This is a genomic window from Paraburkholderia sp. MM6662-R1 (genome assembly GCF_050436245.1).
GTDB lineage: Bacteria > Pseudomonadota > Gammaproteobacteria > Burkholderiales > Burkholderiaceae > Paraburkholderia > Paraburkholderia tuberum.
Genome location: NZ_JBNDLV010000001.1, coordinates 1,775,231 through 1,789,129 on the forward strand (window position 1 = coordinate 1,775,231; position 13,899 = coordinate 1,789,129).

The window sequence follows — 13,899 nt, forward strand, 5'->3', positions numbered from 1 at the left end:
CGGTTACCGGGCGGGCTCCGTCGGTGCTACGCGCCTGCCATGCGGCGGCTTTGAATCCTGAACTCGGTCGGCGAAATCCTCATCCGCTTGCGAAACACTTTCGCGAGCCGGTCGCCGTTGCCCATCCCGGTGCGCCGGGCGATCTTGTCGACCGGCAATTCCGATTCGGTCAACAGGCTGCACGTCACCGCGAGGCGCTCGTGCAACAGAAAACTCGACGGCGTGATACCCATTTCCATCTTGAAGCGGCGCAGAAAGTTGCGCTCGCTCATCGCCGCGAACTGCGCGGCATCCGCAATCGAAATCGCCTGCTGGCAGTTTTCCTGCAGCCAGCGCGCCGCCGCGCGAACCTTGTCGCCGGGACTCATGCCGCCGTCCTCGCCGAGCAGCGGCGCGAGGTTCGTGCACGAGTCGGACAGCAGCCGCTCGGCAGCCGAGCGCGCGGTCGCGTTGCCCAGATCGCGCTTGATCATCGCGAGCGCGCTGCGCATCGATTCCAGCCGGTCGCTAAGGTCGACGACGCCCTGCTCCGCCGAGCCCGCGCCATTTCTGGCCAAGGCCGGCTGGCGCGGGTCGCTCCCGTCCTTGTCCTCGGGCAGGGCCGCCGCGTCGAGCACCGCGCGCCCTTCGGCGATCGGCCGGATCATCGCGGTGTTGCGACGCACGCGCCGCAGCCAACCAAGCAGACGCTCATCGCGCGCCGCCGACGCCGCGCCCTTGCCGCCCGCCACATAGAGCGCGTCGAAGCCGCCGTAATGGCGCGCGTCGAGTCCGTCGGTCCAGACGCGCAAACCCGACGACGAAGTCACCATGCCGCCGCCGGCGGACAAGAACGACACGTCGTACAGCCACGCGCCCGAACCGGAAGTGGCGAGTTCGTTGGCAGCCTGGAACACCTCGGCGATCACACCCGCCCCTTGCAGCGAGCAGTCGTCGAACAACAGAATCGCGACACGACGCACGCCCTTGTTCGGAGCATGCACCCAGCGCAGCATTGCAGACTCGAGACTCGCGCAGGTCATAGTCATCCTCTCGACAGAAAACGATCTACTACACCTTTTACGATCACGCACGATGCGAACTCCGCGCAATGCATCATAGCGACGGCCTCCGGCGCTCTGCCGTCATGTCCGAAAGTGCAGACATATTGGCACTATGAATACGTGATCGGCCAGTGCAATTCGGCACAATACCGAAACGACCGTCTTTTCACTGGATTAATCGTCTAACCGCATATGGTTGAATATGCACTCGCAAATCTTAATGCAATTTAAAAAATGAATGCGTACGCCAGCGCACACTGCGCGGCTACTCGAAAAGCGGCGTGTCCCGCCTTATGTACCCACCGAAGCGGCATTTTAAAAGATATTTTTGCCGGAATGGGCTATCGATGAGTGAAACACCCCTAGCCCTACCCAGCGGGCCCGGCTGTATCGACAACTTCCCCTGACGATCCGCGCAAGCGCCGCGCAACCGACCCTTCGGCCGTCCAATGCAAGCACTCAACGCGCCAGAACAGATTATTTAATCTATTTTTATTGATGGCGGGAATATTAACGTGGCAATTAACGTTTCAAACCTGAAACACGGATATCGGACGACTTTAGCGTCCCCGCAATAGATGGGCCAATGGCGGAATAAGTCGGGTGCGAGCGGGTGCATTTCCGCCAATCGATTGCGGAAATGGACTACGAGGTTTCCGCAAAGGGGGTTGGGGACAGCGAACGAAGTCCGCCATCCCTATGCAACGACTGTGACACCCGTCGAGAACGCGCCGCGTAATGGCACGACGCGACGATAGTTCGGCGTCGCCTGACAGGTTTACGGCGGGCAAGCGCACATAAAAGTGGTTCTGAACGGGTTACGATGCCCCCGACAAACGCGCTGGAACCGCATACATGGACGGCATTTCATGGATCACGCTGATACTTGCCACGATGATCGGCGGGTTCCTGTTCGCAATGATCGGCGTGGTGCTGCTCGCGCTGCTGCTCGGCAACGTATCGGACCGGCTGTCGAGCAACGACGAGACTCGCCAGGACTCCTAGGGCCTGTTCACGCTAATAACGGGCTTGCGAACGTGCCTTTCCGCGCGTAGTGCAAGGAGAGAGGAGCGCCGTTTGGCCGAGCCAAACAAGCGACGACCGACGCCGCAATACGGGCGGAAAGGCACGTTCCCCTGTTTTAAAAAAACCTTCAAGGGGCTGGCCCGTAATTAGCGTGAACAGGCCCTAGCTACTTCGAAAGATCCTCGAGCGCGACATCGCGCGTCTTCGGTCCCAGCGTACCGATCGCGACCATGACGATCGCCATTGCCCCCGAGATGAACACGAACACGCCGTTCACGCCGAAGCGACCGAGGCAGGCGGCGATCACGAACGCCGAGAACATCGCCGAAATCCGGCTCCACGAGTAAACGAAGCCGACCGCGCGCGCGCGGATGCCGGTCGGAAACAGTTCGGCCTGGTACGCGTGATAGCTGTATGAAATGATGTTGCCCGCGAGCACGAGGCACACGCCGAGACTCACGAGCAGCACCGTCTCGCGCGCCTGGCTGAACGCGAGTCCGCACACGACGTTGACCGCCGCCATGCAGACGATGACGGTCTTGCGCTCGAAGCGATCGGCGATCAGCAGCCCCAGCAACGGCCCGAGCGGCGCCGCGATCGCAATGATGCTCGCGTACATCAGACTCGTCGTCACCGTGATGCCCTGCTTCATCAGCAGCGTCGGAATCCAGTTCGCGAAGCCGTAGTAGCCCATCGTCTGGAACACGTGAAAGATGATCAGCATCAGCGTGCGCTTACGATACGGCGGCACCAGCAGATCACGAAACGCCGCCCGCGCGCGCACCGGTTCGGGCAGCGCGGGCTCGGGCAACGGCAGGCCGCATTGGCGCCGATACTCGCGCGCGACGCGTGCTTCGAGACGCGTCATCACCGCGTCGGCTTCGTCGAGGCGGCCTTTTTGCGCGAGCCAGCGCGGGCTCTCCGGCAAGCCACGGCGAATCCACCACACCACGATCGCGCCAATCGCGCCGATCAGCACGACCACACGCCAGCCGTCGAGACCGAACAGGCGTTGCGGCACCAGCAGATACGACAGGAACGCGACGATCGGCACCGCGCAGAAGCCGACCGCCTGCGAGCACGCCGAAGCGCGCCCGCGAATGTGCTTCGGCACAAGTTCGGAAATATACGTGCCGATCGTGACGATCTCGACGCCGATGCCGACTCCCGCGATAAAGCGCCAGCAGTTCAATCCGAGCGCCGTGTGCTGGAACGCCATCACGACGTTGGCCGCCGTGTACCACAGCAGCGACCAGGTGAAGATCGCGCGCCGGCCGAAGCGGTCGGCGAGAAAGCCGCACGCCGCCGTGCCGATGAACAGGCCCGCGAACAGCGCGGCGATGAAACTCGCGACGCCGCTCGTGCCGAACAGGCCGCGCGTCGTGGCCGTCAGCAGGCCGCTGTGCACGAGTCCCGGCGCGATATAGCCGGAGTACATCAGGTCGTAGAGTTCGAAGAACATGCCGAAGCTCAGCAGCATCACGAGCTGCCAGATCGTGCGGGTCGCGGGTAGCCGGTCGAGCCGCGCGGAAATGCGCGCGCCGTCGAGCGCGATCGCGCCGGCGCGGTCCGAGCCTGCCGCATCCGCGCCCGCGTCCGTGGGTGAGCCGTCGAGCGCGCCGGCATCGCCGAGCGCCGTTGAGTACATCGCCTGATGCGACGATTTCATCGTCTGTCTCCAGAATTATTGGTCTATTGCCCGCTGCAGCGGGTCAAGCGCGGCGCGGCACGACGCTCACGCAGCCGCGCGCGGCGCCCGCGATTCCATGCCATCGCCGAGCTCCGCGATCCGCGCGTCGTCGAACCCGAGTTCGCGCAGTACCTCGACGGTGTGCTCGCCGATCTTCGCGATCGGCCGACGCGGCCCGAGACGCGCACCGTCGAGCGAAATCGGCAGCAACGGCATCGCGGTTTCGCTGCCGTCGTCGAGCGTCAGCGGCACGAGGCCGCCGCTCGCGTTCAGGTGCGGATCGTCGAACAACTCCTCGGGCTTCGTGATCGACGCGAACGGAATGTGATTGCGCTCGAACAGCGGCACGAGCGTCGCGCCGTCGAAACGGCTCAGGCTTTCGCCGAGCGTCTGCAGCAGCCAGCCGCGCGCGAGCACGCGGTCGTTGTTGGTCGCGAGGCGCGCATCGGCGAGCAGATCATCGCGTTCGAGAATCGCGCACAGCGCGCGCCACTGCGCGTCGCCGGTCGCGGCGATGAACATCTGCTCGCCGTGCGCGAGCGTAAACACGTCGTAGACGGCCCAGGCGCTGATGCGCTCGGGCATCGGCGCGGCGGCCACGCCGGTCGCCGCGAACTGCTGCATGTGCTGCGCCGAGAGCAGCACGCAGTTCTCGAACAGCGCGCTCTGCACCTCCTTGCCGCGGCCGCTCGCGTGCCGTTCGTGCAGCGCCGCCAGCACGCCGATCGCGCCGAACATGCCGCCCATGATGTCGTTGACCGAGCTGCCCGCGCGTAGCGGACGGCCCACCGGACCGGTCATGTACGCGAGGCCCGCCATCATCTGCACGACTTCGTCGAGCGCCAGACGATGGTCGTACGGACCATTGAGAAAGCCCTTGTGGGACACGTAAATCAGCCTGGGATTGCGCTCGCGCAGCGTCGCGTAATCGAGGCCGAGACTCGCCATGCGGCCGGGCTTGAAGTTTTCGACGAAGACGTCGGCGCTATCGACGAGTTGCTTCAGCGCGGCGAGACCGGCTTCACTGTCGAGATCGAGCGCGACGCTCTTCTTGTTGCGATTGAAGGTGCGGAAAAAGCCCGCGCCGGTGCCGAGCAGCCGGCGCGTGCTGTCGCCGCGCGGCGGCTCGACCTTGATCACTTCGGCGCCGAGGTCGCCGAGAATCATGCCGCAGGTCGGACCCATCACCATATGCGACAACTCGATCACGCGGATGCCCGCGAGCGGCAAGGTACCCGGCTGCGGCGAGGACGTCGACGACGAAGCTGAAGTAGCGGAGGAAAGCGGAGTCATTGCGGCACCTGCGGAACGGAAGAATGGAGACAACGCAAAGATTCGGCGTAGCTGGCGGAGTCGCGCGCGACCGCTTGCGCGTGCGCGAACTGTTTCGGCAATCCCGCTCGCGCGAGATAGCCGTACAGCGGCTCGCCCGGCAGCGCTTGCGCCAGCACCGCGCGCGATGCGAGTAGCCGCGCGATGTCGATACCGGTGTCGTAGCCCATGCTGTCGAGCATGAACACGAGGTCTTCGGTATTGACGTTGCCGGTTGCGCCCGGCGCATGCGGACAGCCACCGAGACCAGCCAGCGACGCATCGAACTCGCGGATCCCGTGCTGCAGCGCGACCAGCGTGTTGGCGAGCCCGAGGCCGCGCGTGTCGTGGAAATGCAGCGAGCGCAGCCTGTCGCCCGCGACGTCGCGCACCAGCTCGATGACCTCGCCGACCTGACGCGGCGTCGCTTCGCCGGTCGTATCGCCGAGCGCGATCACGTCGGCGCCGGCCTGCACCGCGGCGCGTGCGATCGCGGCGATATCCGCGTACGGCACGGCGCCCTGCAGCGTGCAGCCGAACACCGTCGACAAACCGGCGATCAACTCGACGCGGCGCCCACCTGCCGGGGGCGCGCCATCGATCAGCTCGCGCATCGCGGCGAACGCGTCGATCATCTCGGCGGGGGTCTTGCGCACGTTCGCGACGCTATGCGCGGCGCTCACCGAAATCGGCGCGACGATGCGCTCTACGCCAGCCTCGAGCGCGTGCTGCGCGCCCTTCAGGTTCGGCACGAGCGCGCTCACGCTGAGATCGTCGTAACTACGGGCGTGGGCGACTACGTCGACGGCGTCCGCCATTTGCGGCAGCAGCTTCGCCGGCACGAACGACGCGACTTCCATGTGGCGCACGCCGGCCGCGTAGGCGGCGTCGATCCAGCGCCGCTTGTCGTCGGTGGACATGATGCGGGCAATGCTTTGCAGACCGTCGCGCAGACCGACCTCGGTCACGACGACGCGCTCGCGGGTTTCATTCATTGGTTGGAATCCTGGTCGTGGACGCGGGCTTCAGAGGCCCCTTGGATGGAAGTGATGCGCTGACTGGATCACAGCGTGCCCGCGTGACGACGCGCGGCAAAGTCTGCTTTGGCGAAGCACACCATCGCCGCTCGCGATGGCCGCTCAGGCCAATGGGGCGGGCTTTGGCGCTCGCCTGGGTGAAATGCTTAGGGGTTTGTCTGGGGAGGTGGCGAAGGCGCGGGTGACGAGGCGTGTCGCCCGTCTTATCTGGCGCTCAGCAGATGCTCGAGCAATCGCGCGGCCGCCAGCGTCAACGCCGCGCGATCCCGCATGCAGATCACGAAGCGCCGCGCGGCCCAAGCCTCGCGCAACGGCACGGCGACGATGCCGTACTCGTCGGCCGCATGGCGCGGCAGCGCCTCGCGCGGCAGGATCGCGACCGCGAGACCCGCCTGGATGAAGCGATAGGCGGCGTCGAACGTCGATACATAGGTGCGGTAATTCAACTCGCTGCCCTTCTCCAGCGCGATGCGCTGCATCAGCGCATTGACCGACGCATTCGATGCGAGCCCCAGATGATCGAACCCGAGCGTCTGCTCGAAGCCGATCTGCGCCTCGCCCGCGAGCGGATGCGCGCGCGGCACGATCAGCGCGAGATGGTCGGCGCGATACGGCAACGTGTCGAGACTGCCGAGCGGCACCGTGTCGCGGCAGATGCCCAGATCGGCCACGCCCTCTTCGAGTCCGCGCACGATGTCCGCGCTGACGCGCTCCTCGACGTCGACGCGAATCGCCGGATTCGCCTGCAGAAACGCCGACAACGCCTCGGGCAAAAACTCCACCATCGACGACACGTTGGCGAGCACGCGCACATGCCCACGCGCGCCGGCCGCGTACTCGCTGAGCTCGGCCTGCAGGCGTTCGTGGCCGCGCATGATGAGCCGCGCGTGACGCAACAGCGCTTCGCCGGCGGCGGTGGCGCGCACGCCGCGCTGGCTGCGCGACAGCAACGCGACATCGACGAGCGCTTCGAGATCGGCGAGCCGCTTGCTGACCGCCGACGGCGCGATGAACTCACGCTCGGCCGCGCGCGCGATCGTGCCTTCCTCGCACACGGCGATGAACAAGCGCAGCGTCACCTGATCGATTTGCCACATCGGGGCAGCGGATTCGTGGGTTGGGGGTGGGGGAAATTATGGTTGATCGTTGAAAACTGTGGAGGAATTTCTGGCGCTTGCGGAACGGCTCGAACGTGTTGAATGGCGCCAGGCTTCGGTCTCTATCGCACATTTGTCGCCGCCGTGCGCCGCCACGCATCGACGAAGCGCATCTGCGGGGGCTCACGCTTCCGGCTGATCCTCCACGGCTCGAACTGCTTCACGTACCAGCGCCACACTGCGGCTTCACAGATTTTCAGCAATGCGTGTGATCGCCAAGGCGTGCCACTCGATGATGCCGAAGCGACGCAGAAACAAGCACACTTGACGCCCGAATGGAAAGCCCCGCAAAGCGGGGCGACGTATTTGAGGCGAGGGTGCCTTTCGTTAGTCTTCCGCGCTCTTCAGATCGCTTATCCGCTCTTTCGTTAAGCGCGCCATGCAATCCCAAAACGTCATATAACGCATCGACGCTTCGCCTAATGAATAGGTCTCAGCGTAACACTGGTTATCGCGATACTGGACCCATGCCCTTTGTCCTTTCTCAAAATAAGGCAATGCAACAGGATTGTTATCGGCTTTCAAATCAACATCGCCTTTCCTCAACTCAGCTTCCAACGGTTTAATCGTAGAATTCAATTGCGCGGAAATTTGTTCGAAATTCCTTTGGCTGCATGCAGCGATATCGGCAGTTGACGCGTGCTCACCGGTCTTGCAAAGGCGGTCAATTTCTTCGCGCGATTTCCCAGTAAAATAAACCGATGATGGCGTTGCTTTTTTGTAGTCAAACCGCACCGAGTAAATTGTTTTACCCAGCACAATTGAGTCAAGAAAAGGCAATGTCGAAATCAGGACAAGCGGCACAGCTATTATTCTAATGGGATGCATCATATACACCTTCAGAGAATACTCTAGCCTCCGTTTCCCGGCGTTGGTGCAAGCTCGAGGAACAGCGAAATCCTTTTATGTAATTCGGAATATTTCGGTAGTCCCCCTGATTTACGCGATGCGTCAATTCGTCCGCAGCATGGCCTGCTCCAGCATTAAAAGAAATGCTCACCAATGCATCATACTCATATTGAAACAACGGTACATGCACCTTTGCATTTATGGCCCGTTCTGTTCGCCTCAAATCTTTCTTCAAAAACTCTCTGGCGCGTTGAACTGATACTGTCTGCCCGAGGGGCAGATTGTCTTCCGGCAAGACAAGATGGCCGCAACCCACCGTAGGATTTCCGCGATCATCGGGATAGACAACCAGAATAAAGCCCTCTGAAACAGGCACGTCGATGTGTGAGCGATCCGAATGAAAAATTCGTGTTATGCCGTTCAATCTGCCGCTCTCCCATACCGCCAAGAAGGTTGAAATCTGGCTTGACGCAACCCAAGGTTTGCAAAGCCTATCCGATTGGACAACTACGCATGAATTCGGGACCGTGTTTGTTACTGCCGTTCCAAGCGCATCAGGCATTACGCCACCTCTCTATGACCAAGATAGATATGCATGGATTGAGCACCTTCTGTTTCGTATCGCTCGGTGCGTCCCTGAGAATCAGTGGTGCCGCGATGCAAAGCGCCTGACAAAAGACGCACGGTGTAATAGGTACTGGCGAGCGGCCTGCCGTTCGCATCGTGAAGTGTGAACTGTTCGTCGTGCCGTGCAGCTTCGGACTGTACTGCCAACACGCCAGTGCGAACCTTCGAAGTCAGCGCTGGCGTTGCTTTACGCCCTCGACAATCGCACGCCCATGCGTAACCCAGGGCTTCAGCCATGTCGTAACCGTTTGAATACGACTTCAGCCTATCGAATGGAAACCATTCGCCGGTTTCGGCGTTCAGCGCCATTGCGGACGGCATTGGTGGGAAGTTTGAGTATATTGAATAGGTGATACGGCAAAGCTCGCACTCTTCCTTGCCCACGGTACCATCTTGTTTCTGTCGTCCCATTTGACCTTTTCTGATTTTCCAGAGAACACTCGGAGAATTAACCACCTAAACGTGGTCACGGTCAACGACATTAATTTGAGATAAAACTTTTTTGACAGATATTAACGATTGCCCGGGCTATCTCATTTTTAGGCGAATTTTTCCGATATAACGGTCAAACAAAAAAAAAATCGGCATTAAGCCGTAATGCTGTTCAGTTAAGCGACTGAGCGGCATTTTCGTTTTCTGGCAAAACCGGTTTACACGGGGCGCGGCGATGCTGTGACCTTGATGGTCAGTCAATCCCCATGTACTCCCTCCCGTGCGCTTGTCGTGACACGATAGCGAGTCAGGCCTGAATAATTCGCTCTCGGCGCCGGCACCGTTCAGGATGTCGACCCTATGCTCAGTCGCGTGGTGCCGCTTGTCTGCGTGACCCGGCTGCGTGAAGCCCCGCCTGAACGAGGCAGCATCGCGCTATCTGCCGCGTTGGCCATTTTTTTCCGAGCACGTCTGTGGCTCGATACTGTGCTTTAGTCCACCGGGGACAGATTCCGGCTGGTCTTTTTCCGGCGGCTCTATCGTTACACTCTCGATGTATTCTTGAATGCGAATCGCCTTTTTCAAATCGCCTCCCACCTTCTTCCCGCGCGCGTCGATAAAATCAGTGTGCGTATTTATAGTGAGAATCACCGGCTTTACACCTGAATTCCCGTGCCAATTTGCCCACATTGAGTAAGGCCCGATTCTATCTCCTCCTAGAGCCTTCGATTGAATGTCGCCGATTCGCGTCCCCATCGGATCGCCAACGATATCGAAGTTACAAAGCACGAGCCCTTTCAAAACGGAGTTTTTATTCAATAGCGGAATGATTGCCGAATCAAAATCGACCGATCCCGTCCCATCTAGCGCGAAAGAGACAAATGGAAAAAACAACACGAGAGGAAAAGCTTTTTTCATTTAATAACCCAGGAATTTGACACGGGCGTTTTGGAGATCCCCTCCCGATGCTTGCCATGCGCGCGTCGCCGCGCTTCCGGGACCACTGAAGTGGTCGATATGTGCGCCGCGAATGCCACCGCCCGTATCATCGGCAGACCGCTCGCCGACTATTCGCCTACCGTCGCTAGAGGCAATATAAACAGCGCTGAGGCCGCCGTGCGACCGCGGCAATCGCACGCCCATGCATAACCCAGGGCGTCGGCCATTTCGTAACCGTTCGAATACAACCGAAGCCTATCCTGCGGAAACCATTCGCCAGTTTCGACGTTCATCGCCATTGCAGACGGCATTGGCGGGAAGTTTGAGTATATTGAATAGGTGACACGACAAACTTGGCACTCTTCCTCGCCCGCGGCATCTGCCTGTTTCTGTTGTCCCATTCGACCTCTTTCGATTTTCCAGAAAACACCCGGCGAATTAAGCATCTAAACGGTGGCACGGTCAATGATTTTAATTTGAGACAAAACTTCATTGACAGATATTAACGATTGCTCTGGCCATCTCATTTTTAGGCGATTTTTTCCCGATATCACGACCAAACAAAAAAAGCGGCATTGAGCCGCAATGCCGTTCAGTTAAGCAACTGAGCGGCATTTTTGTTTTTCTGACAAAAGAGCCGTTGTAAGCGAGCGCGGCGATGTTAGCTTTCATCGCCATGCTGGCCGATGCGCTGAAGCGAGTCATCGCGCGTCGAGTCTCACCCATCCCCGCCCTTGCCCGCGATTTTCGGGATGGCTATGCTGGCGGGTGCGCCGGCTGCCCGCAGGCGACCGCCCCAACCAGAACAACGCTCGAGAACCTGCCCATGTCCACCACCAGTCTGTTTTTCACGGCCGCCGGCGTCGGCCTCGCGATCGCCGCGCCGGTCGGCCCGATGGGCATGCTGTGCATCCGCCGAACGCTGAGGGGCGGTCCGCGCGCGGGACTCGCGATCGGCTTCGGCATCGCCAGCGGCGACGCGGCCTACGGGCTGATCGCGGCGCTCGGCCTCGTCGGCATTTCGCAGTTCATGCTCGCGTACGACCGCCCGCTGCATCTGCTCGCGGGCCTGTTCCTGCTGTATCTCGGCGTGCGCGCCCTGCTGCAGAAGCCGCCCGCTGAAACCGCCGACGGCAATGGCAACGGCAACGGCAAGCTCGCGCAGATCGGCCGCGCCGGCGCGCTGCGTGCGTACGCGAGCGCGCTGCTGTTGACGCTGACCAATCCGCAGACCGTCATCATGTTCGCGGCGCTATTCACGACGCTCGCACCGCGCGGCGCGTTCTCGCCGGCCATCGCGCTGACGACGGTCGGCGGTGTGTTCGCCGGCTCGATCGCGTGGTGGTGCTGTCTGGTGACCATGGTGTCGCTCGCGCGTCATGCGATCGGCAGCAGGCTACGCGTCGCGATCGATCGCGTGGTCGGCTTCACGCTCGCGGCGTTCGGCGTCGTCGAAATCCGCCGCGCGCTCTGAGCGGCACCTCACACGCCATGCGGCACATCAGCGCCGTACACGCCGAACGCAGCCCGCTGCCAGCCGCGACGCGCTCCCCCTGAACAAGTGCCGCACGCTGGCGCGGCAGTTTTGCGACAATAGCGCCTTTCGCCGCTGAGGCGCCGGCCGACGCGGCCGTGCAGCGCACCGCACGCCGCCGCACCCACCCGCCCCGGCGCGTACGCCGGCCTTGCCGCCCATCCTTTCACCCGCGCTGCGTCAGCTGTCCGTTCAATGGCTCTACCCCACATCGATCTGCTGTACTCCGTCTCCGGCCTGTTCGTCGGCTTTCTGGTCGGGCTGACGGGCGTCGGCGGCGGCTCGCTGATGACGCCGATCCTCGTCCTGCTGTTCAAGGTGCACCCTGCCACCGCGGTCGGCACCGACCTGCTGTACGCGGCCGCCACCAAGGCGACCGGCACGCTGGTGCACGGACTGAAGGGCTCGGTCGACTGGCAGGTCACGCTGCGCCTCGCGGCCGGCAGCGTGCCCGCGGCGACCGTCACGCTGATCCTGCTGCATCGCTATGGAATGGATACGCCTGGCGCGGGCCGGCTGATCCAGGTCGTGCTCGGCGCGGCGCTGCTGATTACCGCGATCGCGCTGGTGTTCCGTCCGCAGCTCGCGGCGCTCGGCGCGCGCAAGCAACGCGCGCCGAGCCAGGCACGCACGCTCGCGCTGACCATGCTGACCGGAGCGACCCTCGGCGTGCTGGTGTCGTTGACGTCGGTGGGCGCGGGTGCGATTGGCGTGACGGTGTTGATGCTGCTGTATCCGATGCTGCCGACGACGCGCATCGTCGGCTCCGACATCGCGCACGCGGTGCCGCTGACCTTGCTCGCGGGCGCCGGACATTGGCTGCTCGGCTCGATCGACTGGTCGATGCTGCTGTCGCTGCTGGTGGGATCGCTGCCCGGCATCGCGATTGGCAGCTATCTGGCCTCGCGCGCGCCGGACGCGCTGCTGCGCAATCTGCTCGCCGCGACGCTGACGCTGGTCGGCGTGCGGCTGGTGTTGTCGTGAGGCGCTGAAGACGCGTCGAGCGCGCACGCCGCAACCCGTGTCTATTTGAAAAACCGGCAGGTCAGATCCGCCTCGAACTGCCTGACCCACTGACCGTGGCGGTCGTAATACGACTGTGACCAGTTGCCGCGCCGCACGGTGACGACCCGCTCGTGCGCCGGCTCACCGGGTGCCACACTCGCGCTGATGTCGAAATGCGCGGGCGCGAAACCGTGTCGCGCGCACACCAGTTCGAATGCCGCGCGATCGCCGATCGGCAGATCGATATAGCGAAACAGCGTGGTTTCCATGACCTTGGCTCCCCCTTCCCTCTTGGTCACAGTACGCCTTGCGATGCGGCGGTAATGTGTCGCAGCGCACGAATCCGCGACGGCCGCGCCTCCATCAGGACCTGTGCGTGCGGCAAGCCGCATTGCTGCGGTCCCGCAAACCTCGCGAGTGCCACGCCATAAAACCGGCGGCGAAAAAAAAAGCTCCGGCGATCATGCCAGAGCCTCCAGGTTGACCACCGCGCGACGCGGGCCTTGCGGCGCCGCGCGCACGCGTACCGCTTACTGCTGCACCACTTTGAGCTTGTTCGACACTGACATTACGCCGTCGACACCCTTGGCGGCTTCGCCGGCCGCATCGATCTGTCCCTGGGTCGGCACCGAGCCGGTCAGCGTCACTGCGCCGCCGCGCGCGCGCACGGCGATGTGCGACACGTCGAGACCCTGGGTCTTCGTCAGCGCGTGGCGCACCTTACGGCCAAGTTCGTGATTCGCTGCCTTGCCGGCCTTGACGGCGGCTGCCGCCGACGCCGTATCGGTTGCCGGAGCGTTTTGGGCGTAGACGTTGCACGCCACCGCCATCGCCATCGCCACCACCGGACCCAGTGCTTTCAGAAAACCGACCGTCTTCATAGCTCTCTTCTCCTTGGTTTCACATTGGACCGCATGAACAAGCGGCATCGTTACGACTACGGGCGGCCGTCATCGCGCGAACGCGCGCGTGAGCGACGGCCATCAACGGCTGTGACACGATGTGCAAGAGGCGAGAGAGGCTGATTACCGGCAACCGGCAAACCGCGACGTCCGCCGACGCACCCGGTTCTTGTCCGTCTTGCCGGGGTCGCGCCGCAAACGTTGGATCGCGGTAGCGATGCACAATTTAATCTAGCCGGCACAGAAGCGCAAAGGATTTAGCGCGCGGCGTGGCGCGCCGACAGCGGGTGCGTCATGCGTGCCGGATAGAAGCAGACACGCTCCGTGGTCGCGCAAGAATTTGCACG

At 62.3% G+C, this 13,899-nt stretch carries 16 protein-coding genes and 1 pseudogene; 3 read left to right on the forward strand and 14 right to left on the reverse strand.

Annotation, left to right across the window (positions count from 1 at the left end):
* Positions 1-26: 26 nt before the first annotated feature.
* The gene (locus tag OKW39_RS08385; RefSeq protein WP_429563473.1) at positions 27-1,022 is read right to left on the reverse strand and encodes a helix-turn-helix domain-containing protein; all 996 of its coding nucleotides are present in this window, start codon (positions 1,020-1,022) and stop codon (positions 27-29) included.
* Between the two features lie 876 nt (positions 1,023-1,898).
* On the opposite strand from OKW39_RS08385, the gene OKW39_RS08390 reads away from it, so the two are divergent.
* Positions 1,899-2,048, forward strand: coding sequence for a hypothetical protein (locus tag OKW39_RS08390; RefSeq protein ID WP_167368625.1), 150 nt, complete (start codon positions 1,899-1,901; stop codon positions 2,046-2,048).
* A 187-nt stretch (positions 2,049-2,235) separates the two neighbouring features.
* On the opposite strand, the gene OKW39_RS08395 is transcribed toward OKW39_RS08390, so the two are convergent.
* From OKW39_RS08395 to OKW39_RS08445, 11 genes and pseudogenes are all read right to left on the reverse strand, one after another.
* A complete protein-coding gene (locus OKW39_RS08395; RefSeq protein WP_429335827.1) occupies positions 2,236-3,738 on the reverse strand; it encodes an MFS transporter in 1,503 nt (500 codons plus the stop codon).
* Positions 3,739-3,804: 66 nt separating this feature from the next.
* A complete protein-coding gene (locus OKW39_RS08400; protein WP_429335826.1) occupies positions 3,805-5,052 on the reverse strand; it encodes a CaiB/BaiF CoA transferase family protein in 1,248 nt (415 codons plus the stop codon).
* Entirely contained in the window at positions 5,049-6,065 is a 1,017-nt protein-coding gene (locus tag OKW39_RS08405) for a hydroxymethylglutaryl-CoA lyase (protein WP_429562422.1), read from the reverse strand. The genes OKW39_RS08400 and OKW39_RS08405 overlap by 4 nt, the downstream gene beginning before the upstream one ends.
* Positions 6,066-6,310: 245 nt before the next feature.
* Positions 6,311-7,204, reverse strand: coding sequence for a LysR family transcriptional regulator (locus OKW39_RS08410; protein ID WP_429356671.1), 894 nt, complete (start codon positions 7,202-7,204; stop codon positions 6,311-6,313).
* Between the two features lie 387 nt (positions 7,205-7,591).
* Positions 7,592-8,095: a lysozyme inhibitor LprI family protein gene (locus tag OKW39_RS08415; protein WP_429335823.1), complete on the reverse strand. Its 504-nt coding sequence runs from the start codon at positions 8,093-8,095 to the stop codon at positions 7,592-7,594.
* Positions 8,079-8,537, reverse strand: a complete 459-nt coding sequence (locus tag OKW39_RS08420) for a lysozyme (RefSeq protein ID WP_429362273.1) — start codon at positions 8,535-8,537, stop codon at positions 8,079-8,081. Before OKW39_RS08420 ends, OKW39_RS08415 begins: the two co-directional genes overlap by 17 nt.
* Before the next feature lie 137 nt (positions 8,538-8,674).
* Positions 8,675-9,151: a hypothetical protein gene (locus OKW39_RS08425; protein ID WP_429562423.1), complete on the reverse strand. Its 477-nt coding sequence runs from the start codon at positions 9,149-9,151 to the stop codon at positions 8,675-8,677.
* A 456-nt stretch (positions 9,152-9,607) separates the two neighbouring features.
* Positions 9,608-10,090 carry a hypothetical protein gene (locus OKW39_RS08430; protein ID WP_429335819.1) on the reverse strand — a complete coding sequence of 161 codons (483 nt, stop codon included), beginning with the start codon at positions 10,088-10,090 and terminating at the stop codon, positions 9,608-9,610.
* A complete protein-coding gene (locus OKW39_RS08435) occupies positions 10,091-10,315 on the reverse strand; it encodes a 3D domain-containing protein (RefSeq protein WP_429335818.1) in 225 nt (74 codons plus the stop codon).
* A pseudogene (locus OKW39_RS08440) lies at positions 10,288-10,512 on the reverse strand (hypothetical protein); the annotation flags it as partial. The gene OKW39_RS08435 and the pseudogene OKW39_RS08440, both read right to left, overlap by 28 nt.
* Before the next feature lie 88 nt (positions 10,513-10,600).
* Positions 10,601-10,816: a hypothetical protein gene (locus OKW39_RS08445; protein WP_429335817.1), complete on the reverse strand. Its 216-nt coding sequence runs from the start codon at positions 10,814-10,816 to the stop codon at positions 10,601-10,603.
* Between the two features lie 121 nt (positions 10,817-10,937).
* Between OKW39_RS08445 and OKW39_RS08450 the strand changes: the two genes are divergently transcribed.
* Both OKW39_RS08450 and OKW39_RS08455 read left to right on the forward strand, forming a co-directional pair.
* Positions 10,938-11,585: a LysE family translocator gene (locus OKW39_RS08450; RefSeq protein WP_429562424.1), complete on the forward strand. Its 648-nt coding sequence runs from the start codon at positions 10,938-10,940 to the stop codon at positions 11,583-11,585.
* A gap of 255 nt (positions 11,586-11,840) precedes the next feature.
* Entirely contained in the window at positions 11,841-12,629 is a 789-nt protein-coding gene (locus OKW39_RS08455) for a sulfite exporter TauE/SafE family protein (protein WP_090803240.1), read from the forward strand.
* Positions 12,630-12,670: 41 nt separating this feature from the next.
* Here OKW39_RS08455 and OKW39_RS08460 read toward each other — a convergent pair whose 3' ends face one another.
* Both OKW39_RS08460 and OKW39_RS08465 read right to left on the reverse strand, forming a co-directional pair.
* Positions 12,671-12,919: a hypothetical protein gene (locus OKW39_RS08460; RefSeq protein ID WP_090803237.1), complete on the reverse strand. Its 249-nt coding sequence runs from the start codon at positions 12,917-12,919 to the stop codon at positions 12,671-12,673.
* 261 nt (positions 12,920-13,180) lie between these two features.
* On the reverse strand, positions 13,181-13,531 hold the full coding sequence (locus tag OKW39_RS08465; RefSeq protein WP_429562425.1) for a BON domain-containing protein: 351 nt from the start codon (positions 13,529-13,531) through the stop codon (positions 13,181-13,183).
* Between the last annotated feature and the right edge of the window lie 368 nt (positions 13,532-13,899).